The following is a 21,955-nucleotide window of genomic DNA, read 5'->3' as shown; positions in this document are numbered from 1 at the left end:
AGAGTTTGCGGTTTATCGGTACCAATGGGTAATAAACGACGCAATTAAGAATCCGGTATAAACGGCGAGCAGGGAAAACAGCACATGAACGGTAATTTCCGTACCGGCCCAGATATAATCTTCATTTTGCAAATGTGAAAATACTTCCTCTGAAAAAGTTGAAAAGGTTGATAGGCCACCGCATAACCCCGTCGTGACCATCAGTTTTACTGACGGAGAAAATGAGGTTGACCGGGTAAAAAATACTGTGGCAAAACCAATAATGAATCCAGCAATTATGTTTGAGACAAGAGTGCCGGGAGGCAATAAAGGGAAAAGTGCATTCAGCCGCTGGGATATACCCCAGCGTAAAGCACTTCCTATACCGCCACCAATCATAATGGCAATTAATGATGTCAGCATATAACCTCAATTTACCATGTTAAATATTATTAACCTGCATGCTAAAAGTAGGGCGATATTTTTAGAGTAACAAGGTCACTGATTCTTCGAAGCTTTAGCTTGAGCATGATGTTAAATTTCTGAATGCGTAGAGTTTGCTCAGAAATATTCAGAGATGTAGTTATGTCATTTATATTCTGTTGATTGATAATGGAATTAACCAGCTTAAGCTGGTTATGCGAAAGTGCGACATTGGGTTTCTGATATGAAATTTTTTCATCTATGATGAGTGAGAGTAAGTTCATGAGTTGCTCTTTTCTGTTTACAAAGAGCAACGGCGACAGGCTTTTCAATTTACTAATCTGAAAAGGAGCAAGGATGATGATTCGTTGTACATCGATATGATTGAGCAGTCTGACGGTAACTTCGTCAATAATATTATTGTGATAAGTATCAATAACAATTCTCACAGTGTGATCGATGTCGTTAAAGTTAATATCTGAAAGTTGATTGATCTTGATGATTTTTTCCTTTTCCTGTAGGTGAATCACACCTTGGAAAAGGAAAAAATCCTTTGTGATGATGTAAATCATAAAGATGCTCCTTTGGTGCATATTTCTAGTTATAATGTTTGTAAAAATATGGCGTTAAGATTAGTGACTGAGTTTAAAAATGCAGGGGGCAGTTGTTCCGTGTTATGTTTATATAATGTTATAAACATAATCTATTTTTATGATTAATCCAGATATAAATCTATATAATAATCCTAAGTAAAATTCTCAATGCTATAAAATATCTGGAGTTCATTTTTTAGTATAAGAAAAATCTTGATATTGCGAATACCCCTTAGGTATTACTAAGAAATATTATGTTTTATGTTATCCAGGATTAATTTATATGAAGCCAACTTGAAGAATATTTTATGGAACATTAGGATTAATATGTCACTGGTATTGGTGACGAACTCGAGACTCCTATACAGACTTTTGCTGGCGATGGATTTGCCAGCTTTTTTATTTATATTCAATAGGATAAATGGAAATTTGTTCATGTGATAATGCCTGGTAATGTCGTTTTTCCAGGCATTGAATAGAGGTGTGTGCAGGAAAGTCATTGAATATTATGGAGACAGCGTTTTCTCCACTTGTAGCGGTGGGTCATACCATCCCCACCCTGGATACATCATACCATTCCAGTCGGCAGGCCAGGCTGGCCCGATACCGTAATCAAAACCAGGTGCTGGCATAATACGTGTTTCTTCCTGCCATACCTGATAACCAAGAATGTTCATTGTAACAAACGGGTAGCTGGAATTACCGACCCGACCCGTACGATTTCCCGTCAGGTTACCCAGCACGGTAACATAGTGATTCCGAAAGTTAACCGGATCGAGAAATGTTAAGCTTTTGGCCAGTATACGTCCCTGATATTGCGCCCCGATTTCTGGCTGTGCATTATAATTAAGCGGTAGTACAGCTATTTCGAGCAAGGTTTCATGTGGTTGATTAACAACATTGATAACCAGTCCTCCCAGGCGAACTTGCTGTCCTACATAGAGGTTTGGAGTTTGTTTCAGTTTTAGAAAATCTTTTTGCAAGTCTGGTTGACCATTACCTTTAATTGATGAAGGAATAGTGGCGCAACCTGACAGCAAAAGTGTGATCGCAGTGAAGGCGATATATGGAAATGTCGCAGAGGTATAAACCTTGGACATATTACCCTCCTTAAATATATTAAATGAAAGGCTGTGGATTTATTGCAAGATAAAATTACCAAATCCTCCATTATCAAGAGGATCTGGTATTCATACAGGTATAGTTTATTGACGATTTATTTATATGCAGACATTTAATTATAAATGTCTGCATTGATGGTTTTATGTTCAGAACGTCCTTCAGTTGATGTAATTACGTAGTATTTGCCACCCTTTTCGTCCACTTTTTTGCTGAGCCCATCATCAGTCATTGTGAATCCATCTTCAGTTACGCTAATCTCTCCTATTTTTGTATATTTACTTGCCTGTTCTGGTGTAATTTGCTCTGCAGCATATGCAGAAAATGCGCATGCCGAACCTAACAATACAATGACACTGAGTTTCTTCATAAATTGATTCTCTTATAGAGGAATGGTGAACATTAATTATGTTAGATAAATTATTTTTTTATTCAATGCGAAAGTGAGTTTATCATCGACGCTACGGTTTTTGAGGTGATTAATTAGTTGATCTAAATATGTTTTTTGATGAATTGATGTTTAATATAATAATCCGAAGGTTGGATTCCATCTGCGATCTGTAAAGAATTCCGATTGTTGCTTTAATGTATAAGTTATATTGGCCGGGGGGTATGCTGAATAAAGTTACTACGGATTGTTATGTTATTTCCATGAGCCATCTTCACTACACAGTATCTTGTTGGGTACGGTGTACCTGCCCAAGATGGGAATGCTGCATATGAGTGTTGATATCCGACTATCTGAATGGTACCGCATGGATATTCCTCCACCTTCTCAAAAAAATATTATTCTATAAATAATAAAAGTTAAAAACATAAGTCTGCGAATTCTGTTCTGATAGTTATTTATTCTGGGTTGCGTAATCAAATAGAGTTATTTTGTCGAAAATTAAACCTGAAAAATGTCTGTCTGTCTCTTGATAAATCTTAAAGCGCAGCCTCTTTACGCCGATAACCATAATTATAATATGGATAATGGAGGAAAGTGGCATGTGGTGGGTTTATCGAATGCCGATGAAAATGAAGTTAATAATCGCGCTACAACCACTATTATTGGCGTTATGTTGGTTTGCTGGTTCAGGAATTTTGACGCGCATTGAGACAGAACGGCAGATGGAAAATATTGCCCAACTGACAGCGCTCGCGCGCAGTGCTGGAAATGTGGTGCATGAACTGCAAAAAGAGCGGGGAATGAGTGTCGGCTTTCTGGGGGCAGCAGGGAAGACGTTCAAAGATGAGCTAGACGCACAACGGGCGTTGACCGATCGCGAGATCGAGGTATTTGTGCGCTCGTTGTCCGATACTGCCTTACCGGAAGGGGATGTCGCCACTTCCGTCGCTGCGTTTAAGAAGAACATTCTTTCGCTCGCCACCATTCGGGAAAACGTCATGCAGTTGGGGCTACCGGCCTCAGATGTGGTTAAATTTTATACCAACGTCATTGCCGATATGCTGGGTTTTGTGGGCAGGCTGGGGCAGTTGACGGATTCTGGTGAAATGGCGAACGCCTTCGCCGCCTACTACAGCCTGCTGAATTTGAAAGAACAAGCGGGTATTGAACGGGCGCTGTTGTCAAACATCTTTTCCTCCGGTCATTTCGCCGAAGGACAATTACATCAGCTCAGTGATGTCGTCAGTAAACAGAACGTCTGGCTGGCACAATCGTTGCGCCTGAGTCCGCCGGAACAAGCGGCCATGCTGAAAAATCGCTTACAGTCCGCAGAAGCGTCAAAAGCCCTTTCATTTCGTGAAACCGCGTTTAGCCACGCCGCGAACGGTGGATTTGAGGTCGATCCTACTGTCTGGTTTAAGGTACAAACCCAGCGTATTGAAGTGATGCGGCAGATAGAAAATGTGACAGCGAATCTTCTGTTGGCGAATGCGGAAAAACTCGCGCAGGAGGCACGAAAAAACTGGCAGATATATATGATAGTCAGTTTATTCGCGCTGCTGACATCATTGACCTTCGCCGGAGCCATCGCAATCAATATGCATCGGCAATTCAGCGACACGCTGCGCAAGATTGCGGGTATGAACGGCGATCTGACCCAACGCCTGGCGACCCCCGGTAAAGATGAGCTTTCCTCACTTAATCGCGCCTATAACACCATGCTGGAAAGTATTCAGCATATCGTGCAGGAGATTAAACAAGGCTCTGTGGTTCTGTCCGATGCCAGCAGCAGCATTACGGCGGGTAATCAGGATCTGGCTCAACGCACGGATGAACAGGCTGCATCAATAGTACAAGCCGTGGCCAGTATGGAACAGCTTTCAACGACGATTACGCAAACGGCGGATAATGCCCGCGAAGCGGAGCATCTGACAATCAGGCTGGAAAAAGAGGTCCGCCAGGCCAGTAACGTCGCCAGTGCGGCGAATCAGAGTATGGGGGATATTCGCGCTTCCAGTGAGAAAATATCGAATATTGTGACCTCGATTGATGATATTTCGTTTCAGACCAATTTGTTGGCGCTGAATGCGGCAGTGGAAGCTGCGCGGGCAGGAGAGATGGGCAGGGGGTTTGCCGTCGTGGCCAGTGAAGTGCGAAATCTTTCTCAGCGTTGTGCCAAAGAAGCTAACCAGATCCGCGAACTGGTTGCGCAGAATATGATCAAAATTAGTGAGGGTGTTGAGCGAGTTACAGCATCAGCTACCGCGCTGGAAGCCGCTGCGGACAATACCACCAGCATGAAGCAATATATTGCGGATATCGCGCGTGTGGCGACGGAACAATCACAAGGGGTAACCCAGATAAACCTGGCACTGCGACCAATGGAGCAGGTTACGCAGCAAAACGCCGCGTTGGTTTCTCAGGCCGCGAGCGACAGCCAGCGGCTGGACAATCTGTCGGTCACCATGAAGGAGCTGGTCAACCGTTTTGTTGTCTGACATGACGCCGCTGTACCGATCCGGTAAACACGCCGGATCGGTCAGTTGTCGTAGTCTTCGTGGGATGATATGAAGCAAATATTCGGGCAGGTTAAGAAAAGATTCCTGACATAGCAATCTTGTCGCTGGTAAAGTGAACAACCAATAGCGAGATGTGGCCAGAAGGGAATTCCGTGTGACCGAGCGTATTGATTATCAGGCTGAAAAGTACAGCTTTACTGAGGCGACTGAGAGCTCTCGTCTTAGTGGCCAGTGGGCTGATGTTATTGCTGAATGTCGGGAATTGAAGGCGGGTCCAGAAGAACGTCTGCGTATTGCTTTATTGAATGTGGACTACGTGACCAGTTTTGAGCTGCCTTTCCGCTTGTTATTACTCCGTACTCCACAACTGATTGCCAGCGTGCGTGAAGAGCTGCAGCTTAGTCAGAAAAACGTCATCTTTAACGGCAAACGCTTTGGTTGTGTTTATAGCCTGAAAGCGAGTCTCGGCGGGATACCGGATGAATTTCAGTACCGTCTGTCGCATCGAATCCGGCGCATTAGCCCTGCAGGTTCAAGCGAAGTGCCATATCAGCAGATTGCTAAAGCGGTAAAATCACCGCGTGACCGTTTAAGGCAGGCTCTGGAATCAGGCCTTGATATCACTGCGCTGGACGGGCTTTTCTGGTTTGGCAGCCAACGTATAGCGGCTGACGTGCTGAGGCTGAGAAAATCGGGGATGCGCATAGCGACAGAGCAGACGATGGTGTCCGACAATCTTACTGCAACAGTGAGGAATGTACCGTTTTACCGCCTGGCCCAGGGATGAGTTGGCTGATAAATGAAAGGATTTTAGCCGGATGCTTTAGAATTCAGAGTGTCCCCTGCAGGAATCGAACCTGCAACTAGCCCTTAGGAGGGGCTCGTTATATCCATTTAACTAAGGGGACGAAGCGGCACGAGTATAGCGTTTTTTCCTCACAACGGTAAGTCTCAAGCCGCCTGACTGCTCAAACAGTCACCATTCAGGCCTGTTTTTTATGGTTTTTCTGCTTTTGCTCATCCCGCTTTGCCTGCAACCTGGCCTCCTCCTTGCGTTTGTTGCTCATATCATTGCGGATCTGCGCATGGCTCATCAGCGCGAAGATAAATGTTCCGCCACAGATATTCCCGGCGAGCGTTGGTAGCGCAAAGGGCCAGAAAAAATCACTCCAGTGCAGCGTGCCATTAAAGACCAGATAGAGTATTTCCACTGAGCCGACGACAATATGCGTGGTATCGCCAAGTGCAATCAGCCAGGTCATCAAAATAATGACTACAATTTTTGCCGCTCCGGCAGCCGGAAACATCCACACCATCGTGGCGATTAACCAGCCAGAAATGATGGCGTTGGAAAACATCTCAACTGGCGTGTTTTTCATCACATCCATGCCGATTTTGACAAAAGCATCGCGGGTCTCTTCATCAAAAATAGGCATATGTTCAAACGCCCATGCCGCAACCCCGGTGCCAATAATATTACCCAGCAGAACAACGCTCCACAGGCGCATCAACAGGCCAAAATTGCCGAGGGTAGGGTTTTGCATCACGGGTAGCACGGCGGTGACGGTATTTTCGGTAAAGAGCTGCTGGCGGGCCATAATGACAATAATAAAGCCGAAGGTATAACCGAGGTTCTCCAGTAAAAATCCTCCTGGCACACCTTCCAGTTGTACGTGAAAAATCCCTTTAGCCAGCAGCGAGGCCCCCATTGACAGTCCGGCTGCGATGGCTGACCACAGCAGTGCCATCGCGTCGCGCTCCATCTCTTTTTCCCCATCCTGACGTATATGTTCATGGATCGCCATGGCGCGGGAGGGGAGTCGGTCCTCATCGACTTCAATCTTTTTACCTTCTAATTTTTCGTCACTTTCGACCTGGAGTTCATCGCTGTGCCGATCAATCTTTTCTTTCTCAATGTCATTCATAGCCGAATCCTGAATTAGCACGTATTGCTAAAGCGTAGCGGCTTTTATCCGAAAATCAGCGGGAGAAAGTCTGAGATAGCAAAAATGGTAACGTTTGTTTTTATCGGGTTAGCTAGAATAGAACCGCCGCGGAGTGCGTATTACCAGGCTATGATCAAATCAGTAAGACAGGGCATATAGACATCATTTGACGTGCTGTTACAATCGCTCACATCTAAACAGGCGGATACGTCATTGTTCCGTCATGGATGGCAATCAGCGATAGCCATAATACACAGGGAGACACTTATGAAGCTTCGCCTGTCGGCGCTTGCGCTGGGAACCACACTTTTGGTGGGGTGTGCGAGCTCTGGTACTGAACAGCAGGGGCGTTCGGACCCATTTGAAGGGTTCAACCGCACCATGTACAACTTCAACTTTAATGTTTTAGATCCATACGTTGTTCGACCGGTAGCTGTAGCCTGGCGTGATTATGTTCCGCAGCCAGCACGTAACGGTTTAAGCAACTTTACTGGCAACCTTGAAGAGCCGGCCGTCATGGTCAACTACTTCCTGCAAGGTGACCCTTATCAGGGAATGGTGCACTTTACCCGTTTCTTCCTGAACACCTTGTTAGGCATGGGCGGCTTTATCGACGTGGCGGGTATGGCTAATCCGAAGTTACAGCGCGTTGAACCACACCGTTTTGGTAGTACGTTAGGGCACTATGACGTTGGTTACGGACCTTATATGCAGTTGCCATTCTACGGCAGCTTTACGCTGCGTGATGATGGCGGCGACATGGTAGATACGCTGTATCCGGTACTGTCCTGGCTGACATGGCCGTTGTCGATAGGCAAATGGACGGTTGAAGGGATTGAAACTCGCGCGCAACTGCTCGATTCTGATGGTCTGCTGCGTCAATCTTCCGACCCGTACATCATGGTGCGTGAGGCTTACTTCCAGCGTCATGACTTTATTGCGAATGGTGGGAAACTCAAACCAGAAGAAAACCCGAACGCGAAAGCCATTCAGGATGACTTAAAAGATATCGATTCCGAGTAAGGAAAGATGAAAATAAAAAGGTGAGCTAAAAAGCTCACCTTTTTTATATCTGAAGAAAATCAGAATGCGTAGTTGAAGTTGGTACCGAACAGCCAGGCTTTACCTTCAGAGTCGAAAGTATATGGGCCTTCTTTGACGGTCACATTCTGTCCGTGCATGTAAGATACACCGACGTCGATAGACGCATCTTCGTTAAAGGCATAAGTGGTACCCGCGCTCAGCCACAGGCGGTCCTGATCTGGTATGGAAATGGAGCGTTTGTCCGCAGGAACCGGGCTATCGTCATAGGCGATACCGGTACGGAACGTCCAGTTTTTATCCATATAGTAGGTTGTACCCAACGCGAGACGGTAAGAATCCCGGAAACCTTCTTCTTTATAGAATAGGGTCTGCCCGCTGGTGCCGGTTGCTTTCAGCTCCTGGAACTGGCTCCAACTGGTATAAGCGATGCTGTAGTGAATTGCCCATTGCGGAGCTACGCGGTTGTAGCCCGACAGTTCCCACATTTCCGGCAGGTTAAGCGTCAACGAACCAGGAACTGTGGTGTTGTTGGTTCCCCATGGGAATGCTACACCAGCGCCCGGCGCACCGTTAACCAGATTGCTCAGGCCGCTCTTATAATCGCCATCGAAATCGATTTTAACTTCTGAACGGTACGTTAAGCCCCAACGGTTATTTTTATCCAGCTCATACAAAATACCCGCATTCCAGCCGTAACCCCATTCATCACCTTTCATGCTAGCAATTTTGGGGCTGACTTTTGGTAATGCTGCGGTCATTTCACCGGAGTAACGTTCAATTTTCGCATCGGCGTAGACGGCGTTAAAACCAAGGCCAAAGCTCCAGCTATCATTCAGACGGTAGGCACCGCTCAGGTTAAGGTTGACCGTTTTAAGGTCGGTCTTTCCACCGTATTCACCGACGATGTAGCTGTCGTTAAATTCAGTCGCCAGGCCATAGTTTGACGTGACAGAAGCACCCCAACCAAACTGTTCGTTGATAGGCATCACGAAGTGCGCATTGGGAACCCACGCCGTAGGTGCGATGTTGTCCGCATTGGTGCTGCGTCCAGTGAACGGTGATTTACCAGAAATGTTAACGTCTGGATCGATATAGACCGCACCTGCTGAGAAAGTAGGGCGATCGAACATCATGATCAGCGCCGGGTTACGACTGGCGTTACCCGCATCATCTGCGATTGCGCCTTCACCCGAATATGCCCGGCCAAGGCCAGAGGAAGAAAATTCGTTTAACTGAAAGCCTGCAGACCAGGCCTGTGTGGAGATAATTGCCACTGCGACTGCGAGAGCAGACTTTGTAAACAGGGTTTTCTGGCTCATGACCATAACCTCATAGATTTATTTTTATACAAACAATGTTACATACCGTAACAGGAGCGCGAAGTGTAGGGTCTGAGGTACGACATAGAAATCAGACCAGTGCCGAGAGTATAGGTCTGACCAGCTAAAATGTTGCAAGTATGTTTATAAATATTTTCAATTCTGATCTCGGAAACGCGATCCAGCTGGCAAAATTGCGGGTATGCGCACTCACCTGTTTGGGTGATTTTTGTTTTAGATCATTTTTAAGTGTGATTTCGGTCACTTATCGCATTTCATACAATTAACGACTGGAGAGGCGAATAATGGGAGCGTAAAATATCCCTATCGTTTATCTGGCACCTCAGGTGCGAATACAGAGGAAATCTACAATGAGTAAATGCAGTGCTGATGAAACCCCGGTTTGCTGCTGTATGGATGTTGGCACCATCATGGACAACTCCGATTGCACCGCGTCATACAGCCGTGTGTTCGCGAATCGCGCAGAGGCAGAAGAAACGCTGGCCGCTCTGACTGAGAAGGCCCGTGGCGTGGAATCTGAGCCTTGCCAAATCACCTCGACCTTTACTGAAGAGTCTGAAGGTGTGCGTCTGGATATCGACTTTGTATTTGCCTGTGAAGCCGAAACGCTGATCTTCCAACTGGGCCTGCGTTAATCCCTTCAGCAAAAGCCCTTGCTACCTGTAGCAAGGGCTTTTTCGTAACTGTCAGTGATTATTCACTGTGTCTTAGCTCCCACTTTCTTTTCTCTCCGCTTGGCTAAATGTAAAAAATTGGTTAAGACTGTGATCAGGTCAGACCACTTATTTTTATTTTTTACAGGGGAGTGTTATGAGTCAGGCTTTACCGCTGGTTACCCGCCAGGGCGATCGCATCGCCATCGTAAGCGGATTGCGTACGCCATTTGCCCGCCAGGCAACCGCGTTTCATGGCATTCCCGCCGTAGATTTGGGGAAAATGGTCGTTGGTGAACTGCTGGCGCGCAGCGAAATACCCACCGATGTGATTGAGCAACTGGTTTTTGGTCAGGTAGTACAAATGCCTGAAGCGCCAAATATTGCTCGTGAAATCGTGCTGGGAACCGGTATGAATGTACACACAGATGCCTACAGCGTAAGCCGAGCTTGTGCTACCAGCTTCCAGGCGGTGGCAAATGTCGCGGAAAGCCTGATGGCAGGGACGATTCGCGCAGGAATTGCTGGCGGAGCGGACTCCTCTTCAGTTCTGCCTATTGGCGTCAGTAAAAAACTGGCGCGAGTACTGGTGGATGTCAACAAGGCTCGAACAACCGGTCAACGCCTTAAACTCTTCTCCCGACTGCGTTTACGTGACCTGATGCCTGTGCCACCGGCAGTCGCTGAGTATTCCACCGGCTTGCGCATGGGGGATACGGCCGAGCAGATGGCCAAAACCTATGGCATTACGCGAGAGCAACAGGACGCCCTGGCGCATCGTTCTCACCAACGTGCCGCCCAGGCATGGGCTGAAGGAAAGCTCGCCGACGAGGTGATGACGACCTACGCTCCACCGTTTAAAGATCCTCTTTCCGAAGATAACAATATTCGCGGCAACTCTACGTTGGCCGATTACGCTAAACTGCGCCCGGCGTTTGACCGCAAGCACGGCACCGTGACCGCGGCGAACAGTACCCCGCTGACGGACGGCGCAGCCGCTGTGATTATGATGACAGAGTCGCGGGCGAAAGAGTTGGGGCTGGTGCCGTTGGGATATCTGCGTAGTTTTGCCTTTACCGCTATCGATGTCTGGCAGGACATGCTGTTGGGACCGGCGTGGTCAACGCCGCTTGCACTGGAAAGAGCTGGTCTGACGATGGCAGACTTAACCTTAATCGATATGCATGAAGCCTTTGCCGCACAAACGCTGGCGAATCTTCAACTTCTGGGCAGCGAGCGTTTTGCCCGTGAAGTGCTGGGTAGAGCGCATGCCACTGGCGAGGTCGATGACAGCAAATTTAACGTGCTGGGCGGATCGATTGCCTATGGACACCCCTTCGCTGCCACCGGTGCGCGCATGATCACCCAAACCCTCCATGAGTTAAGACGTCGTGGCGGTGGTTTTGGTTTAGTCACCGCCTGTGCAGCAGGTGGCCTGGGTGCGGCAATGGTTCTGGAGGCGGAATAATGGAAATGTCATCGGCTTTTACGCTAAACGTGCGTCTGGATAACGTCGCTGTTGTCACCATTGATGTGCCCGGAGAGAAAATGAACACCCTGAAGGCGGAGTTTGCTTCTCAGGTGCGGGCCATTTTGAAACAAATTCGCGAAAACAAAGCATTGCGCGGTGTGGTGTTCATTTCGGCAAAACCCGATAACTTCATTGCCGGGGCGGATATCAACATGATTGGTAGCTGTCGTAGTGCACAGGAAGCTGAAACGCTGGCCCGTCAGGGGCAGCAGATTATGGCGGAAATTAATGCCTTGCCGATCCCCGTTATCGCCGCAATTCATGGTGCTTGCCTCGGTGGGGGTCTGGAGATGGCACTGGCATGCCACAACCGTATTTGTACCGATGATGCTAAAACCGTACTGGGTTTGCCGGAAGTGCAGCTTGGTTTGTTGCCCGGTTCCGGCGGTACGCAGCGGCTGCCCCGTCTGATTGGCGTCAGTACCGCGCTGGATATGATCCTCACCGGAAAACAATTACGCGCTAAACAGGCGCTGAAAGTTGGCTTAGTGGATGAAGTTGTACCGCATACCATTTTACTGGAAGCGGCCGTCGAACTGGCTAAAAAGGACAGTTCCACACATCGAACTCTGCCGGTACGAGAGCGTGTGTTAGCGGGGCCGCTGGGGCGGGCGCTGCTGTTCCGTATGGCCAGTAAAAAGACAGCGCAAAAAACGCACGGCAACTATCCTGCGACGGAGCGTATCCTTGAGGTCATCGAAACCGGTCTGGCGCAAGGTAGCAGTAGCGGTTACGACGCTGAAGCACGCGCGTTTGGTGAACTGGCGATGACATCTCAGTCACAGTCGCTGCGGCACATCTTTTTTGCAAACACCGATGTGAAAAAGGATCCCGGAAGTGATGCGAAGCCTGGACCGCTAAACAGCGTAGGCATTCTGGGCGGTGGTCTGATGGGCGGCGGTATTGCCTATGTGACGGCTTGTAAAGGCGGCTTGCCAGTACGCATCAAAGACATAAACGCTAAGGGAATCAACCACGCGCTGAAGTACAGTTGGGATCAGCTTGAAACGAAGGTTCGTCGCCGTCATATCAAAGCCAGCGAGCGTGATAAACAACTGGCGCTAATTTCGGGATCAACCGATTACCGCGGTTTTGCGCATCGCGACCTGATTATTGAAGCTGTGTTTGAAGATCTGGCGTTAAAACAACAGATGGTGGCAGAAGTTGAGCAAAATTGCGCAGCTCATACCGTTTTTGCATCAAACACCTCATCTTTGCCCATTGGCGATATTGCGGCGAACGCCGCCAGGCCTGAACAAGTGATTGGTTTACACTTCTTTAGCCCGGTGGAAAAAATGCCGTTGGTTGAAGTTATACCGCATGCCACGACCTCTGAGCAGACGATTGCTACAACGGTTAAATTGGCGAAAAAACAGGGTAAAACGCCGATAGTGGTCAGAGATAAGGCCGGGTTTTACGTTAACCGCATTTTAGCGCCCTACATTAACGAAGCGATTCGTCTGTTGACTGAAGGCGAGCGGGTCGAAGCTATTGATGCCGCGCTGGTGAAGTTTGGTTTTCCGGTCGGGCCAATCCAACTTTTGGATGAGGTCGGAATTGATACGGGCACTAAAATTATACCAGTGCTTGAGGCCGCATATGGAGAACGTTTTAGCGCGCCTGCAAATGTTGTTGCTTCAATTTTGAATGACGATCGCAAAGGTAGAAAAAATGGTCGGGGTTTCTATCTTTATGGTGCGAAAGGGCGTAAAAGCAAAAAACAGGTCGACCCTGCAATTTATACGCTTATTGGCGTCCAGGGTCAGGGCCGACTTACCGCCGCGCAGATGGCTGAGCGGTGCGTCATGTTAATGCTCAATGAAGCAGCCCGCTGTTTCGATGAGAAGATCGTTCGCAGCGCGCGTGATGGTGACATCGGCGCTGTATTTGGTATTGGTTTTCCGCCTTTCCTCGGTGGCCCGTTCCGGTATATGGATTCTCTCGGCGCGGGTGAAGTGGTTGCGGTTCTGCAACGACTGACCACGCAATACGGTTCGCGGTTTACACCGTGTGAGCAGTTATTGCGGATGTCCGAACGCGGAGAAAAATTCTGGAATATTGGGGAAACTGACCTGAATTCATGAGGTCAAAGGTAGGATGAATCCGCACTGAATGTATGAGTTATGCTCAAAATGTAAACAGATATTGACTATACTTACGCCGTTGAGGTAAAAAACAGCGTTTCATTCGGTGAATGGATAAGGCACAATGCCGGCCACCACATCGTTACCACGGCCAATAGGGGCTGTGAATAAAGGTGTAGGTGATTCTGGTTAACAAAAGCGGTGCAATATGCAAGTTTTTATCATGCGTCACGGCGACGCGGCCCTCGATGCCGCCAGTGATTCGGTTCGTCCCTTAACCTCTTGTGGTTGTGACGAATCTCGCCTGATGGCGAACTGGCTGAAAGGTCAAAAAGTGGATATCGAACGTGTTCTGGTGAGCCCGTTCCTACGAGCCGAACAAACGCTGGATGTGGTGGGGGAGTGCATGAACCTGCCAACCGGTGTGGATGTTTTGCCGGAGCTGACTCCCTGCGGCGATGTCGGTCTGGTCAGCGCCTATTTACAGGCTCTGGCCAATGAAGGTATCGCCACGGCGCTGGTTATCTCTCACTTGCCTTTAGTGGGGTATCTGGTGTCTGAGCTTTGCCCTGGTGAAACACCGCCAATGTTTACTACATCAGCGATTGCCAGCGTAACGCTTGACGAGAGCGGAAAGGGTACTTTTAACTGGCAGATGAGCCCGTGTAACCTGAAAATGGCAAAAGCAATTTAAAAATCCTGGACTCGGATAAGGCGCAGCCGCCATCCGGAGAATCAAAGAGCCGCAATCGCGGCTCTTTCTGTTTTTATCCCTCAGGGAAGTTCGGGAGGCAGCCACTCTTCCACTTCAATTAGCACCAGCAGCGCAGCGTCACCACCATACTCTTTCGGCGCCTGATGAAAGGCCATCACGTGCGGATGCTGCGCCAGCCAGAGCGGCGTTTGCTGCTTAAGAATGTGTTTTCCGTGGCCATGCATCACGCAGGCGCAAAACACATGCTCACGACGACAGGCGGCGATCAGCGCGCCTAACTCTTGTTTGGCCTGCTGCTGGGTCAGCCCATGCAGATCGAGAAACAGCTCCGGGGAGTAATCGCCACGGCGCATTTTCTTCAGTTCGAAATGGCTGACGTCGGCGCGCAGGTATCTTACCGGGCCATCCGTATTCAGCAACGGCTGAAACTCGTCAGAGAAATAGTGGCTGGCATCAGCCTGTTCCTGCAACAGCTTTTTAACCGGGACCTCGGTGATTTTTTTACGTAGCGGTCGGTGAACAATAGTGTCCTGCTTAATTTTACGCGTGCCGGTCATCAGCTGGCGAAACAGCGTCTGATCCTCCTCGCTGAGCGATGTTTTCTTTTTCATTCGAGAGTCTCATCTTTTATTTTCCGTTAGTTTAACCCGACTCGGCGGGCATCCGATCGCTTAAAACGCAATTTTCGCGCTCAGGCCCCGTGTGAATGCTGATTTATCGCCGTCTTCGTGGCAAACTAGCCGCCGAAATTAATACGAGCATGCCCTGGAGGAATACGTGGATAAAATTTTCGTCGATGAAGCAGTGAGTGAACTGCATACCATTCAGGACATGTTGCGTTGGGCGGTCAGCCGTTTTAGCGCGGCGAACATCTGGTATGGCCATGGCACGGATAACCCATGGGACGAGGCTGTACAGCTGGTGCTGCCGTCACTTTATCTGCCGCTGGATATTCCAGAAGATATGCGTACCGCGCGTCTGACTTCCAGCGAGCGCCATCGTATTGTTGAACGCGTGATTCGCCGCGTCAACGAGCGCATTCCGGTTGCTTACCTGACCAACAAAGCCTGGTTCTGCGGGCATGAGTTTTATGTTGATGAACGCGTACTGGTTCCGCGTTCACCGATTGGCGAGCTTATCAATAATCGCTTTGCGGGTCTTGTTAATGAACAGCCGCAGCATATCCTCGATATGTGTACCGGCAGCGGTTGTATTGCCATTGCCTGCGCCTATGCCTTCCCGGAAGCCGAAGTCGATGCGGTGGACATTTCTACCGACGCGCTGGCGGTGACTGAACATAATATTGAAGAGCACGGCCTGATCCATCACGTCACGCCGATTCGTTCCGATCTGTTCCGCGATCTGCTGAAAGTCCAGTATGACCTGATTGTGACCAACCCGCCGTATGTCGATGCGGAAGATATGTCCGATCTGCCAAACGAATATCGTCATGAACCTGAGCTGGGCCTCGCATCCGGTAGCGATGGGCTAAAACTCACCCGCCGCATTCTGGGGAACGCTCCTGACTACCTGTCAGATAACGGTATTCTAATTTGTGAAGTCGGAAACAGCATGGTACATCTGATAGAGCAGTATCCGGATGTACCGTTCACCTGGCTGGAGTTCGACAACGGCGGTGACGGCGTATTCATGCTGACCAAAGAGCAGTTAGTTGCTGCTCGCGAGCACTTCAGCATTTATAAAGACTAACGACACGCGCACATACACAACACTCATAACGGAGCCGTGATGGCAGGAAACACAATTGGGCAACTCTTTCGCGTAACCACTTTCGGCGAATCACACGGGCTGGCGCTCGGTTGTATTGTTGATGGTGTTCCGCCGGGCATTTCTCTGACAGAAGCTGACCTGCAGCACGATCTCGACAGACGCCGTCCGGGCACATCGCGCTACACTACGCAGCGTCGTGAGCCGGATCAGGTGAAAATCCTCTCCGGCGTGTTCGAGGGCGTTACCACCGGCACCAGCATTGGCCTGCTGATCGAAAATACCGATCAGCGTTCACAGGATTACGGCGCGATTAAGGACGTTTTTCGTCCAGGACACGCCGACTATACCTATGAGCAGAAATATGGCCTGCGCGACTACCGTGGCGGCGGGCGTTCATCCGCACGTGAAACGGCGATGCGCGTGGCGGCCGGAGCAATTGCCAAAAAGTATCTGGCAGAAAAATTCGGCGTTGAAATTCGCGGCTGCCTGACGCAGATGGGGGATATTCCGCTGGAGATCAAAGACTGGTCCCAGGTGGAGCTGAACCCGTTCTTTTGTCCGGACCCGAGTAAACTCGAAGCGCTGGACGAACTGATGCGTGGGTTGAAGAAAGAGGGCGATTCCATCGGAGCGAAGGTGACCGTTGTTGCAGGCGGCGTACCTGCGGGTCTCGGCGAACCTGTCTTCGACCGCCTGGATGCCGACATCGCTCATGCGCTGATGAGCATTAACGCCGTTAAGGGCGTTGAGATTGGCGACGGATTTGACGTTGTTGCGCTGCGTGGCAGCCAGAACCGTGATGAAATCACCAAAGAAGGTTTCCAGAGTAACCATGCGGGCGGCATTCTTGGTGGGATCAGCAGCGGGCAACAAATCATTGCTCATATGGCGCTGAAACCGACGTCCAGTATTACCGTTCCAGGGCGCACCATTAACCGCTTCGGTGAAGAAGTCGACATGATCACTAAAGGTCGTCACGATCCGTGCGTTGGGATCCGCGCGGTGCCGATCGCTGAGGCGATGCTGGCGATCGTATTGATGGATCACCTGCTGCGTCAGCGGGCGCAAAATGCGGATGTGAAGACCGATATTCCACGCTGGTAAGAGATGAAAAAAACGGCACTTGCGGCGCTGGCTCTGTTTGCCAGCACTGCCTGTCTGGCGGCGACGCCCTGGCAGAAAATTACCCATCCGGTGGCAGGTAGCGCACAGTCTATCGGCGCGTTTTCCAATGGCTGTATTGTTGGCGCAGATACGCTGCCTGTACAGTCAGAACACTATCAGGTAATGCGCACCGATCAGCGCCGTTACTTTGGCCACCCGGACCTGGTGATGTTTATCCAACGTCTGAGTAATCAGGCTAATAATCTGGGGCTGGGCACGGTGTTAATCGGCGATATGGGCATGCCGGCCGGTGGGCGATTCAATGGCGGCCACGCCAGCCACCAGACGGGACTGGATGTGGATATTTTCCTGCAGTTGCCGAAAACGCGCTGGACCCAGTCGCAACTGCTGCGGCCTCAGGCGTTAGATCTGGTCTCACAAGATGGCAAGCGTGTCGTGCCGTCACTGTGGAAACCGGAGATCTTCAGTCTTATCAGGCTGGCGGCAAAAGATAATGAAGTCACGCGTATTTTCGTGAATCCGGCGATTAAGCAGCAGCTTTGTCTGGATGCAGGAACCGACAGGGACTGGTTGCGTAAAGTGCGGCCATGGTTCCAGCATCGTGCGCATATGCACGTACGGCTACGTTGTCCTGCCGACAGTCTTGAGTGCGAAGATCAACCGTTACCGCCACCGGGTGACGGCTGCGGCGCGGAGCTGCAAAGCTGGTTCGAACCTCCAAAACCTGGAACCACCAAGCCTGAGAAGAAGACACCGCCGCCGTTGCCGCCTTCCTGCCAGGCGCTACTGGACGAGCATGTACTCTAATGGATCATTTTGCCTCTCTGTTTATGGTGTCGCCACTGCTGTTAGGCGTGCTTTTTTTTGTAGCGATGCTGGCAGGTTTTATTGATTCTCTGGCCGGAGGTGGTGGTTTACTCACCATCCCGGCATTGATGGCTGCCGGGATGCCACCCGCGCAAGCGCTGGCTACCAATAAGCTGCAGGCCTGTGGGGGATCTATCTCTTCCTCCCTCTATTTTATTCGCCGGGGCGTGGTTAACCTGGCGGATCAGAAGCTCAATATCTTCATGACCTTTATCGGTTCAATGAGCGGCGCGCTGTTGGTTCAGCATGTGCAGTCAGATATTCTGCGCCAGATCCTGCCGGTACTGGTTATCTGTATTGGTCTCTACTTTCTGTTAATGCCAAAAGTGGGGGAAGAGGACCGGCAGCGTCGACTGCACGGATTGCCTTTCGCGCTGGTGGCCGGTGGCTGTGTCGGCTTTTACGATGGCTTTTTTGGTCCAGCGGCGGGGTCGTTCTACGCGCTGGCCTTTGTCATGTTATGCGGCTATAACCTGGCGAAATCGACGGCCCACGCCAAAGTATTAAATGCCACATCGAATATCGGTGGGCTGTTGCTGTTTGCCCTCGGCGGCAAAGTGATTTGGGCGACCGGATTTGTGATGCTCATTGGCCAGTTTATTGGCGCACGGATGGGCTCGCGGTTGGTGCTCAGTAAAGGACAAAAACTCATTCGGCCAATGATCGTCATTGTCTCCGCCGTGATGAGCGCCAAGCTACTTTATGATAATCATGGACAGGAGATTCTCCACTGGCTGGGGATGAACTAATGAATAATACCCATCACTACGAACAGTTAATTGAGATTTTTAACGGCTGCTTTGCCGATGAATTTAATACCCGTCTGATTAAAGGTGACGACGAACCGATCTATCTTCCTGCTGATGCGGAATTACCGTATCACCGTATCGTCTTTGCGCATGGTTATTACGCTAGCGCGTTACACGAAATTTCACACTGGTGCATCGCCGGTAAGGCGCGTCGTGAACTGGTCGATTTCGGTTACTGGTACTGCCCGGACGGGCGCGACGCAAAGACACAATGTCAGTTTGAAGATGTGGAAGTGAAGCCGCAGGCGTTTGACTGGCTGTTTTGCATGGCGGCGGGCTATCCGTTTAACGTCAGTTGCGACAACCTGGAAGGGGACTTCGAGCCGGATCGCGTGGTATTCCAGCGCCGTGTTCATGCTCAGGTGATGGAGTATCTGGAGAAGGGGATCCCCGAACGTCCGGCGCGTTTCATTAACGCGTTACAGAATTATTATCACACGCCTGAACTTAAGGCGGAACAATTCCCGTGGCCCGAAGCGCTCAACTGAAGCCGCTGCCACGTTTACAATGAGGAAAGAAGATGATCGCGGAGTTTGAATCACGCATTCTGGCATTAATCGACGATATGGTAGAGCACGCCAGCGATGATGAGTTGTTTGCCAGTGGCTATTTGCGTGGGCACCTGACGCTGGCCGTAGCCGAACTGGACGCTGGTGAGGACCATTCCGCTGAGGCATTGTACGCCAATGTGACCAGCAGCCTGGAAAAAGCCATCAGCGCAGGCGAACTCTCGCCGCGTGACCAGGCGTTAGTGAAAGAGATGTGGGACACTTTATTTCAAAAGGCAACGCAATAATAATTGCAGTGGATTGTGCCGGATGGCGACGCGAAGGCGTCTTATCCGGCCTACGTGGACGGGGGTTGTAGGCCTGATAAGCGCCGCGCATCAGGCATTGATCAGGTGGTATCTTATTTCACCGTTTTGCCCTTCAATAGCTTCCTTACCCACAGACGATTCAGATTTGGTTTGTAGGCCTGATAAGCACCGCGCATCAGGCATTGATGAGGTGGTATCTTATTTTACCGCTTTGCCCTTCAATAGCTTCCTTACCCACAGACGATTCGGGGTCAGCGCCGCCAGCGTGCTGGCATCCATAGGGATGGGTTCATCGCTCATTTGTGATGCCAGAATTTCTGCACATAACGGGGCGGTACACAGCCCGCGCGAGCCCAACGCACCCAGCATAAATAAATCGCAATACACCGGGGCGTTTACGGCGTGCTCTTTGTTTTCGGCAAGAGTGGCATACTGACTGAGCGTGGCGTCATAGTCCGCGACGTTGCCGACCATCGGCATGTGATCGCGCGTGGCGCAGCGCACCCCACAGCGGGCGGCATTATCACTAACGTCGACCTCTTTTACCCACGCAGCGTTCGGCAAGCAGTCGATCAATCGTTGACGGTTTTGCTGCTGATCGTCCTCGCGAAACGCTGTCTCTTCACTCCCTCGATGATAACTGGCACCAATGCAGTGCTGCTGGTTTTGCGGGTTGTGTGGCGTGAGGTAGCCGTCATAGCACAGCACCTGACGCAGCGCTGAAAGCGCAGGTGTGGTAGGAATATGACTCACCTGACCGCCTACGGAGTACACCGGTAGCGACTGCGTTTGCTCAACGCTGTTAATGCGATGACCGTTAGCCAGAACGACTGCGGCGTGAGTGGCGGTTTCACCACTGGCAAACTGCAATTGCCAGCCTGCGGTGTGGCGTGCCAGTGAGGTCAGCGTATGTTGGTAGCGGGTGCGTAACCCAAGCGTTACGGCATAGTCCAGTACGGCAGCGGTTAATTGCGCCGGATACAACCATCCTCCGGTGGGATACTGAATTCCACCGCACCCGGTTTCCACGCCTGTCGTTTGTAAAACCTGCTGTGCGTCAACTCCGACGGCGAGCGTATCGGGCAGTTCCAGGGACAGCATCTGGGTGATTTTTTGCTGGCTTTTCTCATCCCACGCCAGCTGCGTCACGCCGCACCAGTCATGCGCGAACTCAACGGGGAGGGCGTCATACAATCGACGAGCGAAGGTAAACGCGGTGGGGAAAAAGAGATTAATGGCCGCGTCATGCTTGCTGAGTAGCGGATAGAGCGCGCCCTGGCGATTACCGGATGCGCCCCCGGCGGGTTTATCGTCTGCGCAATACAGCGTGACCTGCCAGCCGCGACGCAGTAACGCCAGCGACAGCAATGCGCTGGCAATCCCCCCGCCAATAATGGCGGCTTCGCGTTTATCTGTTCCCGTACGCGCAAACCAAGGCGCTGAGGACGGGAACGACTGAGTCTGTTCCATAACGCCACAGAGCATTTCGCGCTTGCGGCCAAAGCCTTTGCATTTTTGCATTGTAAACCCGGCTTCCAGCAACCCCCGACGCACAAAGCCTGCCGATGTGAAGGTCGCTAATGTCCCGCCGGGACGAGCCAGTCGGGCCATCGCGTTAAACAGCGTTGGCGTCCACATATCCGGATTTTTCGCCGGTGCGAAACCGTCCAGGAACCAGGCGTCCACTTTTTGATTCAGGGAATCATCGAGTTTGCTGGTCAGTTCGTTAATATCGCCAAACCACAGATCCAGCGTGACGCGCCCATCATCAAGAAGAAGACGATGGCATCCCGCCAGCGGCAGCGGCCACTGCGCCTGTAACGCTGTGGCCCATGGGGCAAGCTCCGGCCAGTGTTGGTGGGCTAATGTGAGATCTTCACGTGTTAGCGGATATTTTTCGAAACTGATGAAATGTAATCTTTCCAGAGTAACATCTGGGTGAGTATCGCGAAATTCGGCAAATGCCTGCCAGAGCGTGAGGAAGTTAAGTCCGGTGCCAAACCCGCTTTCTGCCACCACGAAGAGAGGGCGTGAGTGCGCAGGGAATCGCTGTGGGAGATGGTTACCGCCGAGAAAGACGTAACGTGTCTCTTCCAGCCCGTTATCATTAGAAAAATAGACATCGTCAAAATCTCGGGAAACAGGTGTACCCTCAGCGTTGAATTCAAGGTTGGCAGGTTGTATAGCGTATTGTTTCACGTAAGTTACTCGTCTGGCAGGCTGTGCCCCGATCTTAGCGATGAGTGCCTGGCTGCGCAAATTTCCACAT

The 21,955-nt window shown here is 50.3% G+C and carries 21 protein-coding genes and 1 tRNA gene; 13 read left to right on the top strand and 9 right to left on the bottom strand.

The genetic code is table 11. The features are described from left to right. Positions 1-12 precede the first annotated feature (12 nt). The 4 genes from crcB to E1B03_RS18700 form a co-directional block, all read right to left on the bottom strand. Entirely contained in the window at positions 13-402 is a 390-nt protein-coding gene (crcB, locus tag E1B03_RS18715; RefSeq protein WP_103770318.1) for a fluoride efflux transporter CrcB, read from the bottom strand. Between the two features lie 41 nt (positions 403-443). After that, on the bottom strand, positions 444-974 hold the full coding sequence (locus tag E1B03_RS18710) for a helix-turn-helix domain-containing protein (RefSeq protein WP_103770319.1): 531 nt from the start codon (positions 972-974) through the stop codon (positions 444-446). Positions 975-1,501: 527 nt separating this feature from the next. Next, positions 1,502-2,095 carry a Slp family lipoprotein gene (locus E1B03_RS18705; RefSeq protein ID WP_103770321.1) on the bottom strand — a complete coding sequence of 198 codons (594 nt, stop codon included), beginning with the start codon at positions 2,093-2,095 and terminating at the stop codon, positions 1,502-1,504. Positions 2,096-2,229: 134 nt separating this feature from the next. Continuing rightward, entirely contained in the window at positions 2,230-2,484 is a 255-nt protein-coding gene (locus E1B03_RS18700; RefSeq protein ID WP_133086725.1) for a YdgH/BhsA/McbA family protein, read from the bottom strand. Between the two features lie 620 nt (positions 2,485-3,104). Here E1B03_RS18700 and E1B03_RS18695 point away from each other — a divergent pair. Both E1B03_RS18695 and E1B03_RS18690 read left to right on the top strand, forming a co-directional pair. After that, positions 3,105-5,003: a methyl-accepting chemotaxis protein gene (locus E1B03_RS18695; RefSeq protein ID WP_133086724.1), complete on the top strand. Its 1,899-nt coding sequence runs from the start codon at positions 3,105-3,107 to the stop codon at positions 5,001-5,003. 175 nt (positions 5,004-5,178) lie between these two features. Continuing rightward, a complete protein-coding gene (locus E1B03_RS18690; RefSeq protein ID WP_133086723.1) occupies positions 5,179-5,811 on the top strand; it encodes an ECs1377 family protein in 633 nt (210 codons plus the stop codon). 49 nt (positions 5,812-5,860) lie between these two features. On the opposite strand, the gene E1B03_RS18685 is transcribed toward E1B03_RS18690, so the two are convergent. Together E1B03_RS18685 and E1B03_RS18680 are read right to left on the bottom strand one after the other, a co-directional pair. Next, positions 5,861-5,932: transfer RNA gene (locus tag E1B03_RS18685), tRNA-Arg, on the bottom strand. A 75-nt stretch (positions 5,933-6,007) separates the two neighbouring features. Then, positions 6,008-6,949, bottom strand: a complete 942-nt coding sequence (locus tag E1B03_RS18680) for a formate/nitrite transporter family protein (RefSeq protein WP_103770325.1) — start codon at positions 6,947-6,949, stop codon at positions 6,008-6,010. A gap of 288 nt (positions 6,950-7,237) precedes the next feature. On the opposite strand from E1B03_RS18680, the gene mlaA reads away from it, so the two are divergent. After that, positions 7,238-7,993 (top strand): phospholipid-binding lipoprotein MlaA, encoded by a 756-nt coding sequence (gene mlaA / locus E1B03_RS18675; RefSeq protein WP_038642393.1) that lies wholly within the window; start codon positions 7,238-7,240, stop codon positions 7,991-7,993. Positions 7,994-8,052: 59 nt separating this feature from the next. Here the strand turns inward: mlaA and fadL are convergent, their stop codons facing one another. After that, entirely contained in the window at positions 8,053-9,333 is a 1,281-nt protein-coding gene (gene fadL / locus E1B03_RS18670) for a long-chain fatty acid transporter FadL (protein WP_103770326.1), read from the bottom strand. A 371-nt stretch (positions 9,334-9,704) separates the two neighbouring features. On the opposite strand from fadL, the gene E1B03_RS18665 reads away from it, so the two are divergent. The 4 genes from E1B03_RS18665 (at position 9,705) to sixA (ending at position 14,316) form a co-directional block, all read left to right on the top strand. Further along, positions 9,705-9,989, top strand: coding sequence for a YfcZ/YiiS family protein (locus E1B03_RS18665; RefSeq protein WP_003834838.1), 285 nt, complete (start codon positions 9,705-9,707; stop codon positions 9,987-9,989). A 175-nt stretch (positions 9,990-10,164) separates the two neighbouring features. Continuing rightward, positions 10,165-11,475 (top strand): acetyl-CoA C-acyltransferase FadI, encoded by a 1,311-nt coding sequence (fadI, locus tag E1B03_RS18660; RefSeq protein WP_103770327.1) that lies wholly within the window; start codon positions 10,165-10,167, stop codon positions 11,473-11,475. Next, positions 11,475-13,622, top strand: a complete 2,148-nt coding sequence (gene fadJ, locus E1B03_RS18655) for a fatty acid oxidation complex subunit alpha FadJ (RefSeq protein ID WP_133086722.1) — start codon at positions 11,475-11,477, stop codon at positions 13,620-13,622. Before fadI ends, fadJ begins: the two co-directional genes overlap by 1 nt. Before the next feature lie 208 nt (positions 13,623-13,830). Then, a complete protein-coding gene (sixA, locus tag E1B03_RS18650) occupies positions 13,831-14,316 on the top strand; it encodes a phosphohistidine phosphatase SixA (RefSeq protein WP_003028179.1) in 486 nt (161 codons plus the stop codon). Positions 14,317-14,396: 80 nt separating this feature from the next. On the opposite strand, the gene smrB is transcribed toward sixA, so the two are convergent. Beyond that, the gene (gene smrB / locus E1B03_RS18645) at positions 14,397-14,948 is read right to left on the bottom strand and encodes an endonuclease SmrB (protein WP_103770330.1); all 552 of its coding nucleotides are present in this window, start codon (positions 14,946-14,948) and stop codon (positions 14,397-14,399) included. Between the two features lie 166 nt (positions 14,949-15,114). On the opposite strand from smrB, the gene prmB reads away from it, so the two are divergent. The 6 genes from prmB to E1B03_RS18615 are packed head-to-tail and all read left to right on the top strand — an operon-like array spanning position 15,115 to position 19,665. Further along, on the top strand, positions 15,115-16,047 hold the full coding sequence (gene prmB, locus E1B03_RS18640; protein WP_103770331.1) for a 50S ribosomal protein L3 N(5)-glutamine methyltransferase: 933 nt from the start codon (positions 15,115-15,117) through the stop codon (positions 16,045-16,047). Positions 16,048-16,086: 39 nt separating this feature from the next. Next, complete coding sequence (aroC, locus tag E1B03_RS18635; protein WP_103770332.1) at positions 16,087-17,172, top strand: chorismate synthase; 1,086 nt, start codon at positions 16,087-16,089, stop codon at positions 17,170-17,172. A 3-nt stretch (positions 17,173-17,175) separates the two neighbouring features. Next, positions 17,176-18,000, top strand: coding sequence for a penicillin-insensitive murein endopeptidase (mepA, locus tag E1B03_RS18630; RefSeq protein WP_016153875.1), 825 nt, complete (start codon positions 17,176-17,178; stop codon positions 17,998-18,000). Then, positions 18,000-18,809: a sulfite exporter TauE/SafE family protein gene (locus tag E1B03_RS18625; protein ID WP_016153874.1), complete on the top strand. Its 810-nt coding sequence runs from the start codon at positions 18,000-18,002 to the stop codon at positions 18,807-18,809. The genes mepA and E1B03_RS18625 overlap by 1 nt, the downstream gene beginning before the upstream one ends. After that, positions 18,809-19,357, top strand: a complete 549-nt coding sequence (locus E1B03_RS18620) for an elongation factor P hydroxylase (protein ID WP_016153873.1) — start codon at positions 18,809-18,811, stop codon at positions 19,355-19,357. Before E1B03_RS18625 ends, E1B03_RS18620 begins: the two co-directional genes overlap by 1 nt. Positions 19,358-19,389: 32 nt before the next feature. Further along, positions 19,390-19,665 carry a YfcL family protein gene (locus E1B03_RS18615; RefSeq protein ID WP_003028163.1) on the top strand — a complete coding sequence of 92 codons (276 nt, stop codon included), beginning with the start codon at positions 19,390-19,392 and terminating at the stop codon, positions 19,663-19,665. A 219-nt stretch (positions 19,666-19,884) separates the two neighbouring features. On the opposite strand, the gene mnmC is transcribed toward E1B03_RS18615, so the two are convergent. Next, complete coding sequence (gene mnmC / locus E1B03_RS18610; protein WP_207949455.1) at positions 19,885-21,885, bottom strand: bifunctional tRNA (5-methylaminomethyl-2-thiouridine)(34)-methyltransferase MnmC2/FAD-dependent 5-carboxymethylaminomethyl-2-thiouridine(34) oxidoreductase MnmC1; 2,001 nt, start codon at positions 21,883-21,885, stop codon at positions 19,885-19,887. Positions 21,886-21,955 lie beyond the last annotated feature (70 nt).

It is taken from the genome of Citrobacter arsenatis, assembly GCF_004353845.1.
Classification (GTDB): domain Bacteria; phylum Pseudomonadota; class Gammaproteobacteria; order Enterobacterales; family Enterobacteriaceae; genus Citrobacter; species Citrobacter arsenatis.
This window is presented reverse-complemented; position numbering and strand designations above follow the sequence as displayed.